General features: G+C 69.2%; 20 protein-coding genes. 4 read left to right on the top strand and 16 right to left on the bottom strand.

Annotated elements, in window-relative coordinates; all coding sequences use genetic code 11:
• Window positions 1-49 precede the first annotated feature (49 nt).
• The 3 genes from LDQ05_RS09035 to eccCa all read right to left on the bottom strand — a co-directional run bounded on the left by LDQ05_RS09035 (window position 50) and on the right by eccCa (window position 6,026).
• Window positions 50-424 (bottom strand): WXG100 family type VII secretion target, encoded by a 375-nt coding sequence (locus LDQ05_RS09035; protein ID WP_226436582.1) that lies wholly within the window; start codon window positions 422-424, stop codon window positions 50-52.
• A gap of 167 nt (window positions 425-591) precedes the next feature.
• Window positions 592-2,061, bottom strand: coding sequence for a type VII secretion-associated protein (locus LDQ05_RS09030; protein WP_226436581.1), 1,470 nt, complete (start codon window positions 2,059-2,061; stop codon window positions 592-594).
• Entirely contained in the window at window positions 2,043-6,026 is a 3,984-nt protein-coding gene (gene eccCa, locus LDQ05_RS09025; RefSeq protein WP_226436580.1) for a type VII secretion protein EccCa, read from the bottom strand. The genes LDQ05_RS09030 and eccCa overlap by 19 nt, the downstream gene beginning before the upstream one ends.
• Before the next feature lie 207 nt (window positions 6,027-6,233).
• On the opposite strand from eccCa, the gene eccD reads away from it, so the two are divergent.
• Window positions 6,234-7,694 (top strand): type VII secretion integral membrane protein EccD, encoded by a 1,461-nt coding sequence (gene eccD / locus LDQ05_RS09020; protein WP_226436579.1) that lies wholly within the window; start codon window positions 6,234-6,236, stop codon window positions 7,692-7,694.
• Between the two features lie 53 nt (window positions 7,695-7,747).
• Window positions 7,748-9,112 (top strand): type VII secretion-associated serine protease mycosin, encoded by a 1,365-nt coding sequence (mycP, locus tag LDQ05_RS09015; RefSeq protein ID WP_226436609.1) that lies wholly within the window; start codon window positions 7,748-7,750, stop codon window positions 9,110-9,112.
• Here mycP and eccB read toward each other — a convergent pair.
• A complete protein-coding gene (gene eccB / locus LDQ05_RS09010) occupies window positions 9,058-10,515 on the bottom strand; it encodes a type VII secretion protein EccB (RefSeq protein WP_226436578.1) in 1,458 nt (485 codons plus the stop codon). The genes mycP and eccB overlap by 55 nt on opposite strands.
• Window positions 10,516-10,635: 120 nt before the next feature.
• On the opposite strand from eccB, the gene eccE reads away from it, so the two are divergent.
• Window positions 10,636-12,249: a type VII secretion protein EccE gene (gene eccE / locus LDQ05_RS09005; RefSeq protein WP_226436577.1), complete on the top strand. Its 1,614-nt coding sequence runs from the start codon at window positions 10,636-10,638 to the stop codon at window positions 12,247-12,249.
• Window positions 12,250-12,321: 72 nt separating this feature from the next.
• Here the strand turns inward: eccE and LDQ05_RS09000 are convergent, their stop codons facing one another.
• The 9 genes from LDQ05_RS09000 to infA all read right to left on the bottom strand — a co-directional run bounded on the left by LDQ05_RS09000 (window position 12,322) and on the right by infA (window position 17,660).
• Entirely contained in the window at window positions 12,322-12,882 is a 561-nt protein-coding gene (locus tag LDQ05_RS09000; protein WP_226436576.1) for an NADPH-dependent FMN reductase, read from the bottom strand.
• Window positions 12,883-12,951: 69 nt separating this feature from the next.
• On the bottom strand, window positions 12,952-13,851 hold the full coding sequence (truA, locus tag LDQ05_RS08995; RefSeq protein WP_226436574.1) for a tRNA pseudouridine(38-40) synthase TruA: 900 nt from the start codon (window positions 13,849-13,851) through the stop codon (window positions 12,952-12,954).
• Between the two features lie 5 nt (window positions 13,852-13,856).
• Complete coding sequence (gene rplQ / locus LDQ05_RS08990) at window positions 13,857-14,399, bottom strand: 50S ribosomal protein L17 (protein WP_226436573.1); 543 nt, start codon at window positions 14,397-14,399, stop codon at window positions 13,857-13,859.
• A 30-nt stretch (window positions 14,400-14,429) separates the two neighbouring features.
• Entirely contained in the window at window positions 14,430-15,491 is a 1,062-nt protein-coding gene (locus LDQ05_RS08985; protein WP_226436572.1) for a DNA-directed RNA polymerase subunit alpha, read from the bottom strand.
• A 104-nt stretch (window positions 15,492-15,595) separates the two neighbouring features.
• On the bottom strand, window positions 15,596-16,201 hold the full coding sequence (rpsD, locus tag LDQ05_RS08980) for a 30S ribosomal protein S4 (protein WP_226436570.1): 606 nt from the start codon (window positions 16,199-16,201) through the stop codon (window positions 15,596-15,598).
• Between the two features lie 21 nt (window positions 16,202-16,222).
• A complete protein-coding gene (rpsK, locus tag LDQ05_RS08975; protein ID WP_006554585.1) occupies window positions 16,223-16,636 on the bottom strand; it encodes a 30S ribosomal protein S11 in 414 nt (137 codons plus the stop codon).
• Window positions 16,636-17,004 (bottom strand): 30S ribosomal protein S13, encoded by a 369-nt coding sequence (gene rpsM, locus LDQ05_RS08970; RefSeq protein ID WP_226436569.1) that lies wholly within the window; start codon window positions 17,002-17,004, stop codon window positions 16,636-16,638. Before rpsM ends, rpsK begins: the two co-directional genes overlap by 1 nt.
• Window positions 17,005-17,233: 229 nt before the next feature.
• Entirely contained in the window at window positions 17,234-17,347 is a 114-nt protein-coding gene (gene rpmJ / locus LDQ05_RS08965) for a 50S ribosomal protein L36 (protein ID WP_003938068.1), read from the bottom strand.
• 91 nt (window positions 17,348-17,438) lie between these two features.
• On the bottom strand, window positions 17,439-17,660 hold the full coding sequence (gene infA, locus LDQ05_RS08960) for a translation initiation factor IF-1 (RefSeq protein WP_006554587.1): 222 nt from the start codon (window positions 17,658-17,660) through the stop codon (window positions 17,439-17,441).
• 186 nt (window positions 17,661-17,846) lie between these two features.
• On the opposite strand from infA, the gene dtd reads away from it, so the two are divergent.
• Window positions 17,847-18,284 (top strand): D-aminoacyl-tRNA deacylase, encoded by a 438-nt coding sequence (dtd, locus tag LDQ05_RS08955; protein ID WP_226436568.1) that lies wholly within the window; start codon window positions 17,847-17,849, stop codon window positions 18,282-18,284.
• 191 nt (window positions 18,285-18,475) lie between these two features.
• On the opposite strand, the gene map is transcribed toward dtd, so the two are convergent.
• The 3 genes from map to secY are packed head-to-tail and all read right to left on the bottom strand — an operon-like array spanning window position 18,476 to window position 21,168.
• Window positions 18,476-19,273, bottom strand: coding sequence for a type I methionyl aminopeptidase (gene map, locus LDQ05_RS08950; RefSeq protein WP_226436567.1), 798 nt, complete (start codon window positions 19,271-19,273; stop codon window positions 18,476-18,478).
• 39 nt (window positions 19,274-19,312) lie between these two features.
• Window positions 19,313-19,858, bottom strand: a complete 546-nt coding sequence (locus tag LDQ05_RS08945; protein WP_226436566.1) for an adenylate kinase — start codon at window positions 19,856-19,858, stop codon at window positions 19,313-19,315.
• Entirely contained in the window at window positions 19,855-21,168 is a 1,314-nt protein-coding gene (secY, locus tag LDQ05_RS08940; protein WP_226436565.1) for a preprotein translocase subunit SecY, read from the bottom strand. Before secY ends, LDQ05_RS08945 begins: the two co-directional genes overlap by 4 nt.
• Window positions 21,169-21,326: the final 158 nt, after the last annotated feature.

Genomic DNA, 21,326 nt, shown 5'->3' with positions numbered 1-21,326 from the left:
ACCGGAGTGGGCACCCTGATACCGGGTGGGGCGGTCACGGGTGAGGCGGTCACCAGCCCCCGCCGTTGAGGTACCCGCTGGCGTCCGCGGCGCGGCCGATCATCGTCGAGGCCTCCGTCGCGGTGTCGTCGTACGACTGGCCACCGGTGCGGATCGCTCGGCTGATGTCGTCGAGCGCCTCGGTGAGCTTCCCGCTGTGCACGGTCCACCGCACGATGACGTCGTTGAACGTCACCGCCGCGTCGTGCCGCCACGCGTGCTGCGCATCGGCGAGCGCCTTGACCAGCGCCGTCTTGGTGTCCTCGAACTCTTCGCGGGAGCCGTCGAGCTGCGCGGCGACCGTCTCCATGACCGTGACGTCGACCGTCACCTGGCCTCCGTTGGAGCCACCCCCTGCCGACGGGTCCGAGCTGTCGTTGATCATCGTCCACTCCTCTCGAATTCGTTCATCGTTGCGACTTCATCGGGTCTGTGCGTCCCGATCCGTCCTGCACTTGTTTGGACGCACCAGGTGCAGGATCGGTTCCATCCGGATCCGGAGAAATCTCCGGAGTCCGCCGAACCCTCGTGTGTTCGCTCCCGCGGGACTGCTCACGGCACGACCACCGCCGTGTGGACGGCCTGTTCGCATTCGCTCCGGATTCCCGTCCACTCGTCGACGAGGTACTGGCATCCGATCGCGACCTGCACACCGTCCTCGACGATCACCGACCACCGGACCATCGAGTACTCGTCGGGCACTTCGGTGTACGCGATGACGGGACGATCCCCGAACGTGGTCGCGGCGTCGAGGTCGCGGATGACGTCGCCGCGCTCGACGGCACGCTCCGCGAGCGTCGCGGCGACGGCAGCGGTGTCGATCCCGTCGGCAAGTCGGCTGTGCACGACGACGATCCGTCGATCCGGGCCCGAATCGGGCAGCAGTTCCACGCGCGCGGCCCCCACCGAGCGGAGGTCGCGGACCCGCCACCGCGACGGCAGATCGACGCGGATGCCGCCCAGATCGAGGGTCACCGACGAATCGGCGCCGCGAGCGACGCCCGGTGCCGTCTGCCGCGCTGCGTCGCCGGGCGGGGGCGCGGTGCCGTCGCTCCGGTCGGCACTCCCGTGCGCGACCGTGTCACCGACCGGCACCGCGACCACGACGACGAACCACGCGACGACGGCAGCGGCGGCGAGGCCGGCGGCAGCGACCGCCCACCCGCCGGCGTGCCGCCACCGGGACGGTTCCGGCGCCGGATCACGCACGTCCCGGAGCCAGTGGGCCGTCGACTCCGCGGCGGGAACCGGCGCAGACGCAGTCGTGGGCTCTCGACCGTCGGGGGCGTCACCGATCGCCGCGAGGATCTCACCTGCCGCGACCGGTACGACCCGGATCCCCCGTCCGATCCGGTCACGGATCCGGCCGCACAGGCCGACCCCGGCGGGTTCTCCGGGGACCCCGGTGACGATGACGACGTCCGGATCGATCGGCCCGGACACGGAACCGACCAGCGCGTCGACGGCATCGAACCCGGCGTCGGTGTCGACGTCGTCGGCGCCGAGATCGGGCACGCGGGCGAGCCTGCCGAGGGCGGGTTCGCCGCCCCGACCCGCCGCGAGCGCCACCGCGGTGACGCCGCGCGGCGCGACCTCGAGCACGACGCACCGTTCGGAGTCGGCGACCTCGACCACCTGCCCGGCCGCGACCGCGACGGGCACCAGTTCGGCGTTGCGCGCGATGTGCCGCGCCGCCGTGCACAGCATCTCGCGGCGCCGGGGACTCCATCCGCTCGGGTGCACCACCACGACGGTGCCGGTGTCGCACGCGGCTCCGGTGACGGCGGCGACGTACCGCAGCAGTCCGGTCTGCATGCGGACATCGTCACCGGCACGGTCGAAGACCGCTTCCGCGGCGCTCGTCGCGGCCACCGCCGCCGCGGACTCCCCGTACAGCCGGTCCCCACCGAGCGCTGTCGCGACCGCCGGCACACGCACCGTCTCCGTCCCGCGCCGCGCCCACACCGCGTCCGGACCGACGCACATCGCCAGCACGTCACCGGTCACTGCAGCGGCGACCATGCGGTCTGGATCAGCTCGGTACCGTTGCGCCGCACGAGAGTTCCACGCCCCGGCGGCATGGGGCCCGGCCGGACCGACCCGATGAGCGCCCCTTCGTCACGGTTGCCGCTCATCACCAGTCCCGGTGTGGCGAGCTCCCGCAACCGGCCGATCACCGGCTCGTACAGGGCACGGCCCGCGCCACCGGAGCGACGCGCGATGATCAGATGCAGACCGATGTCGCGTGCCTGAGGCAGATAGTCGAGGAGCGGGCTCAGCGGGTTCTGGCCCGACGTCGCGACCAGATCGTAGTCGTCGACGACGACGAACACTTCGGGCCCCGTCCACCAACTCCGGTCCCGCAGTTGCTGCTGGGTGGTCTCGGGGCCGGGCAGTCGCCGTTCGAAGATCCCCGCCAGTTCCGTCGCCATCCCGGACAGCACCGATGCCGACGGTGCATACCCACCGAGGTGTCCCCCTTCGACGACACCGAGCAGGGTGCGCCGGTAGTCGGCGACGATCAGGCGGGCCTGCATGTCGGTGTTCGAGGCCATCAGGTGCCGGCACAGTCCGCGCAGCAGTGAGGTCTTGCCGCACCCGGAGTCCCCGAACACCAACAGGTGCGGGCTGTCCGCGAACTCCACTGCCACCGGCGCGAGTTCGGATTCGCTGATCCCGATCGGAACCGTCAGTCGCTGCGCGGCGGGCGCGGTGCGCGGAGCGGGCCCACCACCGGGGAACGTCGCCAGTTCGGACACGGTGATCAGGTCCGGCAGCATCCGCACCGGCGGCGCATGCCGGCCGGGTGTCGCCGCGCCGATCGCCGCGACCGCCGCCCCAGCGGCTTCCCCGAGGTCGTCCACGGCACTGCTTCCGTCGATCCGCGGCAGCGCGATCAACACGTGGAGTCCGTCCCGGTCGATACCGCGGCCCGGGCGTCCCTGCGGAACGAGTTCGGCCTTCTTCCTGCCGTATTCCGATTCCGTGGGATCGCCGAGGCGCAACTCGAGCCGGGTACCGAGGTGGTCACGCACCGCCGATCTGACGTCGGCCCACCGCGGTGCACTCAGAACGACGTGGATCCCGAACGACAACCCCCGCGCGGCCAGCACACCGACCGGTTCCTCCAGAGGTTCGAAGTCCTGACGGATGCTGGACCACCCGTCGATGACGAGGATCACGTCCCCGAACGGATCCGCGTGCACGGGCGACGCGGGATCGGCGCGCAACCGCCGGAACTGCGCCATCGATTCGATGCCCCACTCCCCGAACTGCCGTTCGCGGGCACGCAGCAGGCCGGTGAGTTCGGCGACGGTCCTCCGGACCCGGTCCGCGTCGAGCCGGTTCGCGACCGATCCGACGTGTGGCAGGCCGGCGAGTCCCGCGAGGGCACCACCACCGAAGTCGAGGCAGTAGAACTGCACCTGCTCCGCGGTGTGGGTCGCCGCCGTCGACAACACGAGGGTGCGCAGCAACGTCGACTTACCGGATTGGGGTCCACCGACGACCACCACGTTGCCCAACGCTCCGGAGAGGTCGACGACGAGCGGATCACGACGCTGGTCGTACGGTCGGTCCACGATGCCGATCGCGCTGCGCAGCGAGGCGACTGCCGGGACGTCGCCGGTGAGCAGCGACCGGGGCAGAAGCCGGTCCACGGGGGGTGACACGTCGAGCGGAGGCAACCACACCTCGTGCGCCGGTGTGCCGTGCCCGCGGAGTGCGGCCACGACGACGTCGAAGACGCTCCGCCCCTCGGACTCCGGCGTGTCCTGCTGTGGCTCGGGTTCCGGGATCGGCACCGGCACGGGGTCCGCGGGGACCACCCGCGCGGTGAACACCCGCGGCGACGGGATCCCCGCGGCCGGCACCCGACGGGTACGCCGCGGTGACCGTCCCGGCGTGTACGGACCGGACACGTACGCGGTGTCGAATCGCACGATCTCCGCGGAGTCGCATTTGAGGTAGCCGGCGCCCGGCGACGACGGCAGACCGTATGCGTCGGCGACACCGAGCACACTGCGTGACTCGTTCGCCGAGAAGGTTTTCAGCGCGATCCGGTACGAGAGGTGACTGTCGACACCGCGCAGTTTGCCCTCGTCGATCCGCTGGGTGGCGAGCAGCAGATGCATGTGCAGCGAGCGCCCGAGACGCCCGATGGCGGTGAACAGCCCCGCGAATTCCGGCTGCTGGGTGAGCAGTTCGGAGAACTCGTCGACGACCACGAACAACGCCGGCAGCGGCGCCAGCGGCGCACCCGCCGCCCGGGCACGCTCGTAGTCACCGACGTTCGCGAAGTTGCCCGCCGACCTCAGCAGTTCCTGACGGCGGTTCATCTCACCCTCGAGCGCGTCCTTCATGCGCTCGACCATCGCGAGTTCGTCGGCCAGGTTCGTGATGACCGCGGCGACGTGCGGAACGCCTTCGAGACCGAGGAACGTCGCACCGCCCTTGAAGTCGACGAGAACGAGGTTGAGCGCGTCGGGCGAATGCGTCGCCACCAACCCGAGGACGAGGGTGCGCAGGAACTCGGATTTGCCCGAACCGGTGGCGCCGATACACAACCCGTGGGGGCCCATGCCGTTCTCGGCGGCCTCCTTGAGGTCGAGTTCGATCGGTGCACCCTCCGGCCCGTATCCGATCGGTACCCTCAACCGATCCCGCGCAGGTCGCGGTGCCCACATCTGGACCGGATCGAGTTGCCCGACGTCACCGAGCCCGAGGAGCTCCTGCCAGGTCGAGGCCTTCCCGTCGTCGCTGCCGTCGTCGAGCGCGAACTGGGTGGGTGCGCGGAAGGGCGCCAATCGCCGCGCGACCGTCTGCGCCTGCGGGATGCTCAGCGCATCGGTGTCGGCGAAGAACTCCACCGACGACCCCCCGCGCACACCGATCTTCCCGTCCTCGGCCACCAACTGCAGTCCGTGCACCGCCGCCAGCCTCGGGGCGAAGCCGGACAGATCCAGCACCGTGACCGCGTCGAGGCCGTCCGCGAGCAACCCCGAACCCGACCCCGCCACCCCGCCGTCCACGACGACCACGAGATGCGCGGTGCCCTCCACCACCGGCGAGTTCCGCACGAACCGTCCGCGTCTCGACAGGTCGGTTGCGAGCACCGTCTCGAGTTCCAGGACCGACCCGAACACCATCCGCACGGTGCCCGCACCGTCGTGCACGTCGGCGTGCTGGGCGTGCGGGAGCCACTTGACCCATTCCCACTCGGTTGCGGTGTCCGGCCCGCACACGACCGCGACCTGCACGAGATCCGGTCCGTGAAAGGTGCACAGCTGCGCCAGCACGGCGCGCGCGAGGTGACGGGCCACATCGCGGTCACCGTCGACGGCGATCGACGGGAAACTCCGCAGCGACACCGCGGTCGGGAGGTCCGGCACCACCGAGTGTGTCCGCACGAAGCGGCGCAGCGCCGACGCCGCCACCGGTTCCAGATCCTCCACCGGACCGGTTTCCGGCGCGATCAACCGCGTCGCCAACCGTTGCGTCCCGACGCCGATCCGCACATGACAGAAGTCGGGGTCGGCGGTACCGCGTTCCCACATCCGGACGGTGCCCACGAGGGTCCACAACAGTGCGGGGTCGGGATTCGACCATTCCAGGGCTCGGCGCTGCTGCTCACCGGTGTCCGCGACCTCGCGGCGCATCTTGTCGAGGTACCGCAGGTAGTCCTTGCGATCCTCGTCCGCTTCCGCGGTCTTCGGTCCGCCACGAGCGTTGTTCGCGAGCATGCCGGCCATCGACACCATCATCATCAGCGGGAAGATCAGCGACATCGGACTGCGTGCCATGCCCGAGGTGAACATCAACGCCATCATTCCGACCATCGCCGCGACCATCACGACCGGCAGGAGCTTCGTCAGCAGATTTCCCGGTGCCGCGCGGGGGATGTCCGGTGGCGGTTGAAGACTCACCTCTCCACCGGGTGAACGCGGCGCATCGCGCCGTGTCCGCCGAGCGAACCGCACGGTACTCATCCGACTCCCCCCCCTGCAACGCCGTCACCGACGACGACCGACCCCCACGGTCGAGGAACAATAGCGCACCGCCGGCGTGTACACATCCGCACGGGCGTGCATGCGGTTCCGGCGATGTCGTAAGGTCTGCGTCGTCCGGTCGACTCCGCACCGCGGAACCGCGCGGAGCGCACCGGCGAGCGAACACGACGACGGGGGGATCGGACGATGACGGCTGCACAGGCCGCTCAGGGTGGGGGCGGCGCGGTGCGGGCTCCCGAACTGTGCCGGATCACGGTACTCACGCGACACTCCGAGGTGGATGTCGCACTGCCGCTGGGTGTTCCCGTGGCGTTACTGCTCGCCGGCATCGTCGACCTGGTCTCCGCCCACCGGGCCGACAACGAATTCGATTCGGGCGGTGAACGCGTCGAGCCGGAGACGTGGACGCTCGCTCGGATCGGTCGGCAGCCGCTACCGGGCGCGTTGAGCCTCGACGAGTGCGGTATCCGGGACGGCGAGCTCCTGGTTCTCGAAGAAGCCGCGGCACCCGCTCCCCCACCCCTGTTCGACGACGTCATGTACAACGTGGCGGTATCGGGCCGTGACGAGCTGCGACGCTGGTCGGATCGCACGGCGGCGCGGGTCGGGTCGATCGTGGCGTTCGTGGCGATCGTTCTCGGCTGCGGGGCGCTGCTGCTCGCGCCCGCGGGTGGAGACCGTCTCGTCGCGGGGGCCGTCACCGCCACCCTGACCGTGCTGCTCGTCGCCGCCTCGGCGCTCGTCGCTCGGAGTACCGCGGACACCTCCACCGGATTCCTGTTCGCGTGCAGTGCGCTGCCGGCGGCATTCACCTCGGGGATGCTGTTGGTCCCCGGTGAATTCGGGGCCCCGCACGTGCTTCTGGCGACCGTCCTCACCGGCGCGGTCGCGGTGGTCACCGCCGGTGTCGCCGCCGTCGGCACCGCGACGTTCACTGCGATCCCGGTGACCGCCGGTGTCGCCGCGGTCGCGCTGCTCGTCGACACCGTCACGGACGTCGCACTCTCGGCACTCGGCGCGGGAGTGGTCACGGCCGCGCTGCTGCTCGCGACGTTCGCGCCGCGCATCGCGATGCTCACCGCCGCGTTGCCGTTGCCGCAGATCCCGACGCCGGGCACGACACTCGACCCCGTGGCACCCGACCCGGACGTGGCGAATCCGCCGCCGTCGTTCTCGGAACTGGAGGCGAAGGCGACGCGGGCGCGCGCCCACCTGACCGGGCTGCTGTACGCGGTGGCCGTCCTCGGTGCCGCAGGCGCGTGGTGCACGGCACATCCGTGGGATCCCGACGGATCGTCGCGGCCGGCAGTGGCCTTGGCCGTCGTCACCGCGCTGGTCCTGCTGTTCCGCGGACGCACCTACACCGGGGCCGACAAGGCCGCGCCGCTGATCGCCGGTGGCGCCGCCACCCTCTTCGGACTGATCGGGTGCGGCGCGCTCAGCGGGATGTTCACGCCGGCGGTGGCGTTCGGTGCCGCAAGCGCAGTGTTCGTCGGGGCGATCGTGTTCGGGATCGTGGCTCCCCGACGCACGTTCACCCCGGTGCAGAGACGCATCGCCGAGTTCGCCGAGTACGCGGTGATCGCGTCCGTCGTGCCGCTCGTGTGCTGGGTCGTCGGGCTCTATTCCGCCGTGCGGGGACTGTGACGGTGCGGTCCCGGCGTCGCGCGGGGATCGTCCTCGCACTGACCGCGACGGTGATGACGACCTGCGCCGCGGTTCCGGCCACCGCCGCACCCCCCGCACCGGATCCGGGTCTGCTGCCCGACGGAACACCCGGTGCGCCCGAACCGACCGAGCAACGCGCGCTGTGCACCGCGGTCCAACCGTTCCCGGACGGTCCGCAGGTTCCCGTCGCCCAGCAGACGATGGACTTCGCGGCGGTATGGCCGCTCACCCGGGGAGCCGGACAACTCGTCGCGGTCATCGACACCGGCGTCGCCCCCCATCCGCGCCTACCCGAACCGATTGCGGGCGGAGACTACGTCTCGGACGGGGACGGACGGAGCGACTGCGATGCACACGGCACTCTCGTCGCCGGGCTCATCGCCGCACGCCCCGCGGACGGATCCGGATTCGCCGGGGGCGCACCCGAAGCCGGGTTGATCGCGATCCGTCAGTCGAGTCGCAATTTCTCCGACCGGAGCAGCGGCGACGACGAGGCGACACGGAACTCCACCGGATACGGCGACGTCCGCACCCTCGCCGCCGCGGTACGCCGCGCGGCCGACCTGGGCGCCACCGTCATCAACATCTCGGAGGTCGCGTGCGCACTGGCGTCCGACGGGTTGGCCGACGGCGCACTCGGCGCAGCCGTGCAGTACGCGACGGACGTCAAGGACGTCGTGGTGGTCGCCGCTGCCGGCAACACCGATGCGTGCCGGGCGTCGAATCCCGGTGGGGTCGATCCGCTGCACCCGGCCGCGGATCCGTGGGATTCGGTGGTCACGGTCGCCTCCCCCGCCTGGTACGACGATTACGTCCTCACCGTCGGTTCGGTGGAACCCGACGGCAGCCCGTCGCCGTTCGCTCTGCCCGGTCCGTGGGTGGATGTGGCCGCACCGGGTAGCGGCATCGTCTCCGTCGACCCCGCGTCCGACGGCCTGACCGCCGCATACGTCGGCACCGACGGCCCCGTTCCGATCGCGGGAACCAGTTTCGCGGCACCACTCGTCGCGGCGACGGCCGCGCTGGTGCGGGCGTATCGTCCGGAGCTCGACGCCCGCGCGGTCATGGACCGCATCGAACGAACCGCCCACGCACCTGCGGAAGGCTGGAACCCGCGGGTCGGGCACGGTGTGGTCGACCCGCTCGCCGCGGTCGGTGCTCCGCTACCGACCCGCGACGACGCGATTCCCCCACCGCGGGTGATCGCGGCACCCACTCCGATTCCTCCCCCGGACAACACCTCCCGGAACGTTGCCTGGATAGCGAGCGCCGTCGTATCGGGTCTTCTGGTCGTCGCCGCGCTCGGCGCAGCGGTCGCCCGGCGCCGCGTCCGGCCGCGCGCTCACCCTCCGGGAACCAGCGGGGCAGGCCCGGGATCCGGTTCCATGCCGTCGTGAGCGAGGAGCGCCGCCTCCCGACCCAACGCCGGTCCCGGCGCGAGAAGTTCGATGATCTGCCACGGTGCACGCGCCGGTGCGGCCGTGAAGCCGAGCGCCTCGGCGGCGGAGGCGTCCACGATCCCGTAGCGCACACCGGTATCGGCGATGTAGAACAGGGTCCCGCGCCGCTCGCTGCCGTCCGTCACCGACGTCGACTGCGCGAACAGGCCGCGCCCGGGCGGGACGTACACCGCGTCGACGTTCGGGCCGGCCCCGTCCGCGCGGGCCGGTGCGACGGGTTCGGCGGCCGGGTCGAGCGGGAGCGATCGTCCCGCCGACAGGGTGACGGTGGATCGGCGCTCGGCGTCCCCATCACCCGACGGGCGCCACGTCAGACACCCGACCTGCCGATCTCGGGGGTCGACGATCCGTGGGACGGTCACCGGGAAGGTGTCCACGGCCAGATGCCGTACGGACGGTGCCTCGTTGAGCCGATCCGGGGGGACGACCGGAATCTCGGCGTGTCCCTGGGAATCCGCGGCGTGGATGATCTGGGCCGCGGCCTGGGTCACCTCCTGGACACCGTCGTCGAGGACGACGAAGAAGCGCTGCCCTCCGGGCTCGGCCAGCGCCACGACCGAACCCACCGTCGCGTCGCCCACGGGGACCCGTGGTGCAGCACCGGCGCCGTCGATCGGGGGCGACACCAATCCGGGCAGCTCCGGCAGTGCCGCCATCAAGCCCGGTCCTGCCGGACGCGCCGCCGCGAGATCGATACCCAGGACCCGGATCAACGCGCGGTCGTCCGGATCGATGCGCGCCCGCCCACCCCCGTACGCCAGGTGGTACGCACCGTCGAAGGTGATCAGGAGCGCTTCGTCGTCGGCGAGTTCGGCGCTGTCGTCACCGAACTCCGGTTCACCGGCGAACACCGTCGTGGTGGTCGCGACACCGCCCGCCTGCCCGACCGTGTCGCACACCGTCCACGGCAGTTCGCCGTCGTCGTGTGCCAGCGACGAGGGCGCACCCGGGATCCCGACGAGCGGGCCCCTCGGCCGGTCGGCGAGTTCCTCGTCCGCGACGACGGCCGGCTCGGCCGCCGACCCGAGCACGAGCCGTGCCGAGGCGAGGTTCAGTGCGGGATGGAACGTCCCGTCGATCGACACGTACAGTGCGCCGGAATCCCTGCCGACGACGAGTTGCGCGTCACCGATCCGATCCTGCGGGCGGAACAACGCCATGGCGGCACATCCCGCGAGCACCAGGCACGCACCGACGGTGCCGACGATCAGGGCACGTCGCTGCGATCGCATCGGATCGTGGATCATCCGGACGTCGCGTCGGACGAGTGCGTGTTCCATCCTGCGCACCAGGAACCGGTAACCACTGATCTGCCACCGAGTGGTGGGTTGCGCCGCCATATGTCCTCCCCCGTGTGGCACGCTCACTGCCGCAACACAGTACAGTTCGTGCACGGATCGTCGGGCGGGCCCCTGGGGCCCGACCCGGCCGGTATCGGGGGGAGTGTCGTGGATCGAGCGGTGCCTGAGCGCGGGCGTCGACGCCCCACGGGTGTCGGACGGATCGTGGTCGCGCAGTGCGCGGCGGTCGCCGTGTGGGTGGCGTCGGCGGCCGGTGGGGTCCCGTGGTGGGTGGCGGTGTCAGCGGGTGTCCTCACCGCGGCGTTGCTGTCGGTCCGGATCCGCGGTCGCGGTGTACTCGACCTCGCGGTCATCCTCGTCCGGTACCGCTTTCCCGCGCGTCGCGAACCGGGCGACCTCCGCGACTTCCCGCAGTCGACCGGGCGACCGGTCGGCCTGCGGTGGGACGGCACGACGGTGTCCACGGTCGTCGAGGTTCTCCCGCCGCCGGGGATCGTGACCCGGATCGGGCGGGACGGTTCGGATTCCGAGATCACGCTACCGGTCGCCGCGATCGGCGCGTGCCTGCGTCGGCACGACGTCGTTCTCGACGGTATCGACGTGATCGCGCACGGTCGACGGGTACTCGACGCCACCCCGGCCGGCCAGGTCTACTCGCGGCTCGTGGGCCCGCTTCCCGCGGCGGCGACCCGCACGGTGTGGGTGGTCGTCCGACTCGACGCGGCCGCGACACCCGACGCCGTCGAGCGGCGGGGCGGCGGCGCCGACGGCGCAGCCCGAACGGTCATCGCATCCACGCATCGCGTCGTTCGCACGCTGGGCGAATCAGGTTGTGCAGCAAGAATTCTGAGCTCGTCCGAGATCCGGGGAGCGATAGGCCGGGTGTCGCACGGCGCCGATCCGTTCGACGCTCGGGCGTCGTGGCGCCACGTGCAGCTCCCCGTCGGGTTCAACACCGGCGGCGTCGTCGACCCCCGCCGGATCGACGCGGCATCGCTGTCACGCGTGTGGACCGTCCCGTCGTTGTCGACCACGACGGTGCTCCGGCTCCGTCCCGGCGCGGGCGGGTCGATACGTGTCGGCGCCCACTCCCGGTTCACGAGCCGCACTCCCGACGGCCCGGATCTCGGTGGTGTGCGCCCGCACCACGGTCGGCACCGCGACATGTTCCTCGCTTCACTGCCGTGCGGGATCGGTGGGCTCGAGGACGTCACCGCCCAGGGGTCCGTTCCCGACCTCGACGAACTGGCGTTTCCCGTGGCCGGCTGCGGTCAGTTGATCGGATCCGACGGTTCCGGACGTGCGGTCGCGGCCCGGTTGACCGGCCCGGGGGTCCGTTCGGTGTACATCGCCGGTGAGTTGTATCTGGCACAGCAGATCGTGTTCCGCGCGGTTGCCGTCGGCGCACGGGTTCTCGTCCACACCGACCGGCCGGACAGTTGGCGCCCGCTTCTCGGCGGAGCGGCGGGACCCGACCGGCTGCGGATCGCCGGCGAGCACCCCGGCGACCGCGAGTTCGACACGGTCGTCCACGACGGCATCGCTCCGCTCCCGTCGGAATCGCACGCGACCGTCGTCCACGTCCACACCCGCCCCGACACCTGGCCGCGCGACCGGCCCACCGTCTCGATCGTGCAGCCGAATGCGGCGGGCGACCGGATCGTGCTCACCGCCCGCGGCCGGCGTACCGCCTTGACGCTCGTGACGATCGCCGCCGAGACCGCCCACATCGGCCGGCCGCGCGCGGTCTCGGATCGTGTCGCGGCACACTGAGTGATCGGCGACGCCACGTCGGAACCGGGACGCGCAGCGGATCGCTCAACACCGAGACGCGCAGCGGATCTCTCAACCCGGATAGGAGTCGCGGGCGTCACGAACCGTGCGTCCCCACCACGCGAGTTGGCCGAGCATCCGCTCCGCGGCGTCGATCGCGGCGCCGTCGCGCGTCGTACCGTCGGACGCGAAGGCATGTTTGACCCGGTGGAAGCTCACCGATTCGCGGACGGGCACCATGTGCACCTCGACGACGACCTGACGGAGTTGCTCGACCGCCCGTAGGCCGCCCGACAGCCCTCCGTACGACACGAATCCGACCGGTTTCGTGCGCCATTCGTGTTTGACGCTGTCGATCGCGGTCTTCAGTGCGGCGGGGTAACCGTGGTTGTACTCGGAGGTGACGACGACGAACGCGTCGGCGGCACCGATCCGGCGCGTGAATGCGTCGACCGCGGCGCCACCCGAGAGATCCTGGGGCAGCGGAGTATCGGCCAGATCGATCACTCCGACGTCGAACTCGTCGCGTCTCCTCGCGGTCTCCGCGAACCATCCGGCGACGACGGGAGCCACCCGTCCGACACGGACACTGGCGACGATGATCTCGAGGCGGATCGGCTGATCTTCGGTCATGCGTCGATGGTAGGGCGCAGACCGCCCCGGGAACGCGCCCGCGTGGGGGCCCTCACACGGCGGCGCGTGTCAGCAGCAGCCGCGTGCGATCGGACCGCGGGTCTCCCGTGTCTGCATGTTACGCGCGGCCAGGTCCTCGTCGGCGGGATAGTCGACCCCCACCAGTGACAGCCCGTGCGCGGGCGCGACCGCCACCGACGCGGCACGTTCGCGTTCGTCGAGCAGGGCCGTCATCCACTCGACGGTCCGTCGGCCCTCGCCCACTGCGAGCGCAGCCCCGACGAGGCTGCGGACCATCGACCAGCAGAAGGCGTCCGCGCTCACGTGTGCCGTGAGCACGTCACCGGAGCGACTCCAGTCGTAGCGCTGCAGTTCACGGACGGTGGTCGCTCCTTCACGGCGTTTGCAGAACGCCGCGAAGTCGTGCAACCCGAGCAGTGACGCCGATGCGCGCTGCATCGCGTCGAGATCCACCGGTTTCGGCCACGCGGCGGTGTCGCGGGCGCGCAGCGGGTCCGCTCCGTACACCGCGGTGGTCACCCGGTATTCGTAGTGTCGGCGGATCGCCGAGAAACGCGCATCGAAGTGCTCGGGTGCCACGGTGATGCTCTTCACCCGCACGTCGCGGGGCAGAAACCTGGCGAGGCGCCGCACCATTCTCGACGGATCGTCGGGTAACGCGTCGGTGGGAACATCGACGTGCGCGACCTGGGCGGCCGCGTGAACCCCGGCATCGGTGCGTCCCGCGACCGTCAACAGCACGGGGGTGCGCACGATCGCCGACAGTTTCTCCTCGATCTCCCCGCACACCGTGCGCCGACCGGGTTGCCTCGCCCAGCCGGAGAAGTCGGTGCCGTCGTAGGCGATGTCGAGCCGTAGACGTGTGAGAGCCGGTGACTCGGAAGCAACGAGCCCGCCGCCCCCGAAGGGAGCGGCGGGCTCGGGTGCTTCAGCAGATGCCGAAACCAAGGGGACTAGTCCTTCTTGGCCTCGTCGGCGTCGGCAGCCGTCGCGGTGCTGTCCTCGACACCCTCGACGACGGCGTCGGCGTTGTCGACCTCGGCCTCGGTGGCCTCGGCCTCGACGGCCTCGACGGGGTTCTCGTCCGCAGCCTGCGATGCGGCGACACGGCGAGCCCGGTCGGCCTCGGAGGTCACGGTCTTCTCGCGGACGAGCTCGATGATCGCCATCGGCGCGTTGTCACCCTTGCGCGGCATCGTCTTGATGATGCGGGTGTAGCCACCGTTGCGGTCCTCGAACGAGGGGCCGATCTCGGCGAACAGGGTGTGCAGGACATCCTTGTTCCGGATGACCTTCAGAACCTCGCGACGGTCGGCGAGGGTGCCGGCCTTGGCCCTCGTCACGAGCTTCTCGGCGTACGGGCGCAGGGCCTTGGCCTTGGCCTCGGTGGTGGTGATGCGGCCGTGCTCGAAGAGCGCGGTGGCCAGGTTGGCCATGAGCGCCTTCTGGTGCGAGGCCGACCCGCCGAAACGGGCGCCCTTCTTGGGCTTGGGCATGATTTTCTCCTAGTAACGGACCGTGAGCTGCTACAGCTGCTCGGTCTCGGCGTAGTCCTCGTTGCCGTCGTTGTCGCCGAACGATCCGGCATCGGTGTCGCTCCAGGTACCGGTCGCGGCGTCGTAGCCGGCGACACTGCTGGGATCGAACGATGCCGGGCTGTCCTTCAGCGACAGGCCCAGCGAGTGAAGCTTGACCTTGACCTCGTCGATGGACTTCTGGCCGAAGTTGCGGATGTCGAGCAGGTCGGACTCCGTGCGTGCCACGAGCTCACCGACGGTGTGCACACCTTCGCGCTTGAGGCAGTTGTAGGACCGGACGGTCAGGTCCAGATCCTCGATGGGAAGTCCGAAGGAGGCGATGTGGTCGGCCTCGGCGGGCGAGGGACCGATCTCGATGCCTTCTGCTTCGACGTTCAGCTCACGAGCCAGACCGAAGAGCTCCACGAGCGTCTTGCCCGCCGAGGCGAGCGCGTCGCGCGCGGTGATGGAGTTCTTGGTCTCCACGTCGAGGATCAGCCGATCGAAGTCGGTGCGCTGCTCGACACGGGTGGCCTCGACCTTGTACGTCACCTTCAGGACCGGCGAGTAGATCGAGTCGACCGGGATACGGCCGATCTCGGCACCCGAGGCCTTGTTCTGGACGGCGGGGACGTAGCCGCGACCGCGCTCGACGACGAGCTCGATCTCCAGCTTGCCCTTGTCGTTCAGGGTGGCGATGTGCAGGTCGGGGTTGTGAACCTCGACACCGGCCGGCGGCACGATGTCCGCGGCGGTGACGTCACCCGGGCCCTGCTTGCGGACGTACATCGTGACCGGCTCGTCCTCCTCGGAGCTGACCACGAGGCCCTTGAGGTTCAAGATGATGTCGGTGACATCCTCCTTGACCCCGGGAACCGTGGTGAACTCGTGGAGCACACCGTCGATACGGATGCTGGTGACCGCTGCGCCCGGGATGGACGAGAGCAGGGTGCGACGAAGCGAGTTGCCGAGCGTGTACCCGAAGCCGGGCTCGAGGGGTTCGATGACGAACTTCGAGCGGTTGTCGGCGATGACCTCTTCGGCCAACGTGGGTCGCTGCGAAATGAGCATGAGTTGCCTCCTTGTGGGCGTCCGCCATATGACGCCCTGATGGACGGTGTGGTGCCCTCCTCACCCGACCAGCGGGAGGGAGGACACCACGGCACGGTGTGCCCTTACTTCGAGTAGTACTCGACGATGAGCTGTTCCTGCAGCGGGATCTCGATCTGCGCGCGCTCGGGGAGCTGGTGGACCAGCACCCGCAGACGCGGACCGATGACCTGCAGCCAACCCGGAACCGGGCGCTCGCCCTGGGTCTCGCGGGCGATCTGGAACGGCAGGGTGCTCAGCGACTTCTCGCGGACATCGATGATGTCGTACTGGGAGACGCGGTAGCTCGGGATGTCGACCTTCTTGCCGTTCACCAGGAAGTGACCGTGGGTCACCAGCTGGCGGGCCTGGCGGCGCGTGCGCGCGAGGCCGGCGCGGTAGACGACGTTGTCCAGACGCGACTCGAGGATGGTCAGCAGGACCTCACCGGTCTTACCCGGGCGGCCGGCAGCTTCCTCGTAGTAGCGGCGGAACTGCTTCTCCATGACGCCGTAGGAGAAACGTGCCTTCTGCTTCTCCTGCAGCTGGAGCAGGTACTCGCTCTCCTTGATCCGCGCGCGGCCGTGCTGGCCCGGCGGGTAGGGGCGACGCTCGAACGCCTGATCGCCTCCGACGAGGTCGACACGCAGACGACGCGACTTACGGGTGACAGGTCCGGTATAACGAGCCATTCTTCTTTACCTTCCTTCCCGTTAGACGCGACGCCGCTTGGGCGGACGGCAACCGTTGTGCGGCTGCGGGGTGACATCGGAGATGGTGCCCACTTCGAGGCCGGCGGCCTGGAGCGAACGGATCGCCGTCTCGCGGCCCGAACCCGGGCCCTTGACGAAGACGTCGACCTTCTTGACACCGTGCTCCTGCGCCTTGCGGGCAGCGTTCTCGGCGGCGAGCTGCGCGGCGAACGGGGTCGACTTGCGCGAACCCTTGAAGCCGACGTGGCCGGAGGACGCCCAGGAGATCACGTTGCCCTGCGGGTCGGTGATCGAGACGATGGTGTTGTTGAAGGTGCTCTTGATGTGAGCAGCGCCGTGCGGGACGTTCTTCTTGTCCCTGCGCCGAGCCTTCTGGGTCTTCTTCGGACCGGTGCTGCGTGACTTCGGAGGCATTACTTCTTCTTTCCTGCGACGGTGCGCTTCGGACCCTTACGGGTGCGGGCGTTGGTCTTGGTGCGCTGTCCACGCACGGGCAGACCACGACGGTGTCGCAGGCCCTGGTAGCAGCCGATCTCGATCTTCCGGCGGATGTCCGCCTGGACCTCGCGGCGGAGGTCACCCTCGACCTTGTAGGTGTCCTCGATGTGCTCACGGAGCTTGGCGAGGTCCTCGTCCGTCAGATCCTTGCTGCGCAGGTCCGGGCTGACACCCGTTGCCTCGAGGATCTCCTTGGAGCGGGTACGGCCGATGCCGTAGATGTAGGTCAGTGCGATCTCCATCCGCTTTTCGCGGGGAAGATCGACACCTGCGAGACGTGCCATGTGGCATTCCTATTCGGTGTGCGGAGGTCTGCTCCCAGCCCGTCCCCTGCGTCCAGAAAACTGTGTAGTCGCTACACACAGTGGGGCCCCGGCCTCCGAACCGGGGGTTGATCGCACGGCTCCCCGACGAATCGGGGATCCCTACCGTACGACTGGTGCTGGAAGGTCTTCTTCGGCTTGTTGCCAAGCTGCTCGTTGCCAAGCAGATCTTCGCGACGAAGCGCGCGATCTAGCCCTGACGCTGCTTGTGGCGCAGGTTCTCGCAGATCACCATGACCCGACCGTTGCGGCGGATCACCTTGCACTTCTCGCAGATCTTCTTGACGCTAGGCTGAACCTTCACGTTCGTCCGATCTCCTGTATGTACGCCCCCGGAGCAGCACGAGACCACCCGGAGACATGTTTCTCCCCGACCGTCCGGCCGGGGAAGTCCGTTACTTGTAGCGGTAGACGATGCGTCCACGCGTGAGGTCGTAGGGCGAAAGCTCCACGACAACCCGGTCCTCGGGAAGGATACGAATGTAGTGCTGCCGCATCTTTCCGCTGATGTGGGCCAACACCTTGTGACCGTTTTCCAGCTCGATGCGGAACATCGCATTGGGCAGCGGCTCGATGACCCGACCTTCGACCTCGATTGCCCCGTCTTTCTTAGCCATATCCTCCGCGATCCGTTTGTTCGACGTGTGGTTGCATCGGCATCCGATACCGTGAACGCTCGGCTCCGGATCCGGTTGCGGCGACGTCATGACGACACCGACCGACCGGAGCGCAGGGCGCACCACCGATCAATGGTACGGGAACTTTCCCACCAGGCCAAATGCAAGGGAATGAGGAGGACGCGCGTGCGGGCACTGGTTCAGCGGGTCACGGGCGCGGCCGTCGCGGTCGACGGCACGGAGGTCGCGCGGATCGCGCCGCCGGCCGGCGGTCACGGCCTGCTCGTACTCGTCGGCGTCACCCACGACGACGATGCCGCGAAAGCCGCGACGCTCGCCCGGAAGGTGTGGACGATGCGGATCCTGGACGACGAACGCTCGGCATCGGACCTCGACGCTCCGCTGCTGGTCGTCAGCCAGTTCACGCTCATGGCGGACACGCGGAAGAGTCGGCGGCCGTCGTGGTCGGCGGCCGCGCCGCGAGCAGTGGCCGAACCACTCGTCGACGAGTTCGTCTCGGCGCTGCGGACGCTCGGAGCGAAGGTGGAGACGGGGGTGTTCGGAGCCCACATGGAGGTGAGCCTCGTCAACGACGGCCCCGTCACTCTCCTCGTCGACGTCTGATACACGCCGTCGCCCCTCCCCTGCTCGCCGTCGGCTTCGGCCGCTTCCCCGTCGGCCGCTACCCCCGTCGAGCGAACGTATCGTTCGCTCGATTGATTGGAACGACGGGTACATTCGCCCGGCGCGGCGGAGCACCGGCCCGGCGGAGCACCGGGGACCGGGGCGACTGGCGACTGGGCGACGGGGAGCGACTACTCGGGCCGGGGGGTGAGGATCCGGGGGCCGTTCTTGGTGACGGCCACGGTGTGTTCCCAGTGCGCGGCACGACTGCCGTCGGTGGTCACGACCGTCCACTCGTCGGCGAGTACCTCGGTCTCGTAGGTGCCGAGTGTGAGCATCGGCTCGATGGCGAGTACCGAGCCCACGACGAGCTGCGGGCCCTTGCCGGGCTTGCCCTCGTTCGGGAGGAACGGATCCATGTGCATCTCACGGCCGATTGCGTGCCCGCCGTAGCCGTCGACGATGCCGTACGCACGACCGTGGGCGCGTTCGGCCGCGTGGGTGCCCTTCTCGATCGCGTGCGAGATGTCGGTGAGCCGGTTACCGGGGAGCATCGCCGCGATGCCGGCCTCCATCGACAGTCGGGTGGCGTCGCTCAGATCCGCGTCGGCGGCGGACAGCGCACCGACCCCGAACGACCACGCCGAGTCACCGTGCCACCCGTCGAGGATCGCACCGCAGTCGATCGAGACCAGGTCGCCCTCGGCCAGGATCTCGTCGGCCGACGGGATGCCGTGCACGACCCGGTCGTTGACCGAGGAACAGATCGACCCGGGGAACCCGTGGTAGCCGAGGAATGACGGGACGGCGCCCGCATCGCGGATCACCGCCTCCGCCACCCGATCGAGTTCCAGGGTGCTCACACCCGGTTTCGCCGCCTCCCGCACCGCGACGAGTGCCGTACCGACGACGGCACCCGCCGCGGCCATCGCATCGAGTTCGCCGGAAGTGCGGAACGGAACGACCTTGCGCTTGCGCCCGAAACCCATGTCGATCTTTCCTCTGTCCTTCGCGTACCGGACGCGGTACTACTTGCCGAGCGCGGCGAGTGCCCGCGCGTTGATCTCCTCGACGTCACCGACGGCGTCGACCGTGACGATCGAGCCCTCGTAGTGATCGAGCAGCGGCGCCGTCTCCTCGCGGTAGACCCGGAGGCGGTTACGGATGACGTCCTCGGTGTCGTCGGCGCGCCCACGCGCGAGCATCCGCTCGACGACGACGTCCTCGTCGATGTCGAAGGAGAGCACCGCGTCGAGGGACACCCCGAGGTTCTCGAGGATCTTGGTGAGCTCACGGGCTTGTTCGACACTGCGCGGGAAGCCGTCGAGCAGGAACCCGTTGGCCGCATCGGGCTCTGCGAGCCGCTCGCGCACCATGTTGTTGGTGATCTCGGCAGGAACGAGTTCGCCGGCGTCGATGTACTTCTTCGCCTCGAGGCCGAGGGCGGTGCCCTGACCGATGTTCGCCCGGAAGAGATCGCCGGTGGAGATGTGGGGAACACCGAGCTTCTCGGAGAGGATGGCGGCCTGCGTGCCCTTGCCGGCACCGGGAGGACCGAGGAGTACAAGTCTCACTTGAGGAACCCTTCGTAGTTGCGCTGCATCAATTGACTTTCGATCTGTTTGACAGTGTCCAGCGCGACACTGACGAGAATGAGCACCGCCGCGCCACCGAAGATGCTGGTGGCCGTCTGGCTACCGGACAGGAAGAAGTGCGGCAGCGTGGCGATGGCAGCGAGGTAGATCGAGCCCGGGACCGTGAGGCGGTTGAGCACGTAGGTGAGGTAGTCGGCGGTGGGGCGTCCCGGACGGATACCCGGGATGAACCCGCCGTACTTCTTCATCTCGTCGGCACGTTCCTCGGGATTGAACGTGATGGCGACGTAGAAGAACACGAAGAACACGATCAGCGCGAAGTACAGCGCGATGTACACCGGATTGCTCGGATTCACCAGGTATTCGTTGATGAAGCGCTGCCACCAACTCGGATCGGGGGTGGTCGTGGCGCCGGTGAGCTGGGCGATGAGGTTCGGCAGGTACAGCAGCGACGATGCGAAGATGACCGGGATGATGCCGGCCTGGTTCACCTTGAGCGGCAGGTAGGTGGACGACCCGCCGTACATGCGACGGCCGACCATGCGCTTGGCGTACTGCACCGGGATACGGCGCTGACCCTGCTCGATGAACACCACACCCGTGATCAGCACCAGCGCCGCGACGCAGACGAGGGTGAACGCCAGACCACCGCTCGCCTCGAGGATCATCCGCCCCTCGGACGGCAGGCGCGACGCGATACCGGCGAAGATCAGCAGCGACATGCCGTTGCCGACACCACGCTCGGTGATGAGCTCACCGAACCACATCACCACGGCCGCACCGGCCGTCATGACGAGGACGATCACCACCATCCCGAAGATGCTGTCGTCGGCGAGGATCGGCTCGGAACAGCCCTGCAGCAGCTGACCGCGCGCGGCGAGCGCGACGATGCCTGTGGACTGCAGCACGGCGAGGGCCACCGCGAGATAACGCGTGTACTGCGTCATCTTCGCCTGGCCCGCCTGACCTTCCTTGCGGAGCTCCTCGAAACGAGGGATCACGACGGTGAGCAGCTGCACGATGATGCTGGCCGTGATGTACGGCATGATGCCGATCGCGAACACCGACAACTGCAGCAGCGCGCCACCGGAGAACAGGTTGATCAACGAGTAGATTCCGGCCTGCTCGCTACCCGCGAGCTGGTCGACACACGCCTGGACGTTTCCGAAATCGACCCCCGGGGACGGCACCGTGGCGCCGAGGCGATACAGCGCGACCAGACCGATGGCTACGAGGATCTTCCGCCTCAGGTCCGGTGTCCTGAGGGCCGAAACGAAGGCGGAAAGCAAGAATCCTCCTGGCAGGCCGATCGGGAACGACGACCGGACTCGGTCGTCGGACAAGGACAACTCTAGAACTCTAACAGTGTGTGCCCGCACGGACGGTGACAGCGTCCGGTGACGAGCAGAGACGCGAACGGCCGCGATGCAGGATGACCTGCATCGCG

The organism is Rhodococcus yananensis, from assembly GCF_020515525.1.
GTDB classification, from domain to species: Bacteria; Actinomycetota; Actinomycetes; order Mycobacteriales; family Mycobacteriaceae; genus Rhodococcus; species Rhodococcus yananensis.
This window is presented reverse-complemented; position numbering and strand designations above follow the sequence as displayed.

What these genes read in the sequence shown, in the direction of transcription:
- LDQ05_RS09035 (WP_226436582.1), bottom strand. Translation starts at nt 424, where the DNA reads ATGATCAACGACAGCTCGGACCCGTCGGCAGGGGGTGGCTCCAACGGA.
- LDQ05_RS09030 (WP_226436581.1), bottom strand. Translation starts at nt 2,061, where the DNA reads ATGGTCGCCGCTGCAGTGACCGGTGACGTGCTGGCGATGTGCGTCGGT.
- eccCa (WP_226436580.1), bottom strand. Translation starts at nt 6,026, where the DNA reads ATGAGTACCGTGCGGTTCGCTCGGCGGACACGGCGCGATGCGCCGCGT.
- eccD (WP_226436579.1), top strand. Translation starts at nt 6,234, where the DNA reads ATGACGGCTGCACAGGCCGCTCAGGGTGGGGGCGGCGCGGTGCGGGCT.
- mycP (WP_226436609.1), top strand. Translation starts at nt 7,748, where the DNA reads ATGACGACCTGCGCCGCGGTTCCGGCCACCGCCGCACCCCCCGCACCG.
- eccB (WP_226436578.1), bottom strand. Translation starts at nt 10,515, where the DNA reads ATGGCGGCGCAACCCACCACTCGGTGGCAGATCAGTGGTTACCGGTTC.
- LDQ05_RS09000 (WP_226436576.1), bottom strand. Translation starts at nt 12,882, where the DNA reads ATGACCGAAGATCAGCCGATCCGCCTCGAGATCATCGTCGCCAGTGTC.
- rplQ (WP_226436573.1), bottom strand. Translation starts at nt 14,399, where the DNA reads ATGCCCAAGCCCAAGAAGGGCGCCCGTTTCGGCGGGTCGGCCTCGCAC.
- LDQ05_RS08985 (WP_226436572.1), bottom strand. Translation starts at nt 15,491, where the DNA reads ATGCTCATTTCGCAGCGACCCACGTTGGCCGAAGAGGTCATCGCCGAC.
- rpsD (WP_226436570.1), bottom strand. Translation starts at nt 16,201, where the DNA reads ATGGCTCGTTATACCGGACCTGTCACCCGTAAGTCGCGTCGTCTGCGT.
- rpsK (WP_006554585.1), bottom strand. Translation starts at nt 16,636, where the DNA reads ATGCCTCCGAAGTCACGCAGCACCGGTCCGAAGAAGACCCAGAAGGCT.
- rpsM (WP_226436569.1), bottom strand. Translation starts at nt 17,004, where the DNA reads ATGGCACGTCTCGCAGGTGTCGATCTTCCCCGCGAAAAGCGGATGGAG.
- infA (WP_006554587.1), bottom strand. Translation starts at nt 17,660, where the DNA reads ATGGCTAAGAAAGACGGGGCAATCGAGGTCGAAGGTCGGGTCATCGAG.
- map (WP_226436567.1), bottom strand. Translation starts at nt 19,273, where the DNA reads ATGGGTTTCGGGCGCAAGCGCAAGGTCGTTCCGTTCCGCACTTCCGGC.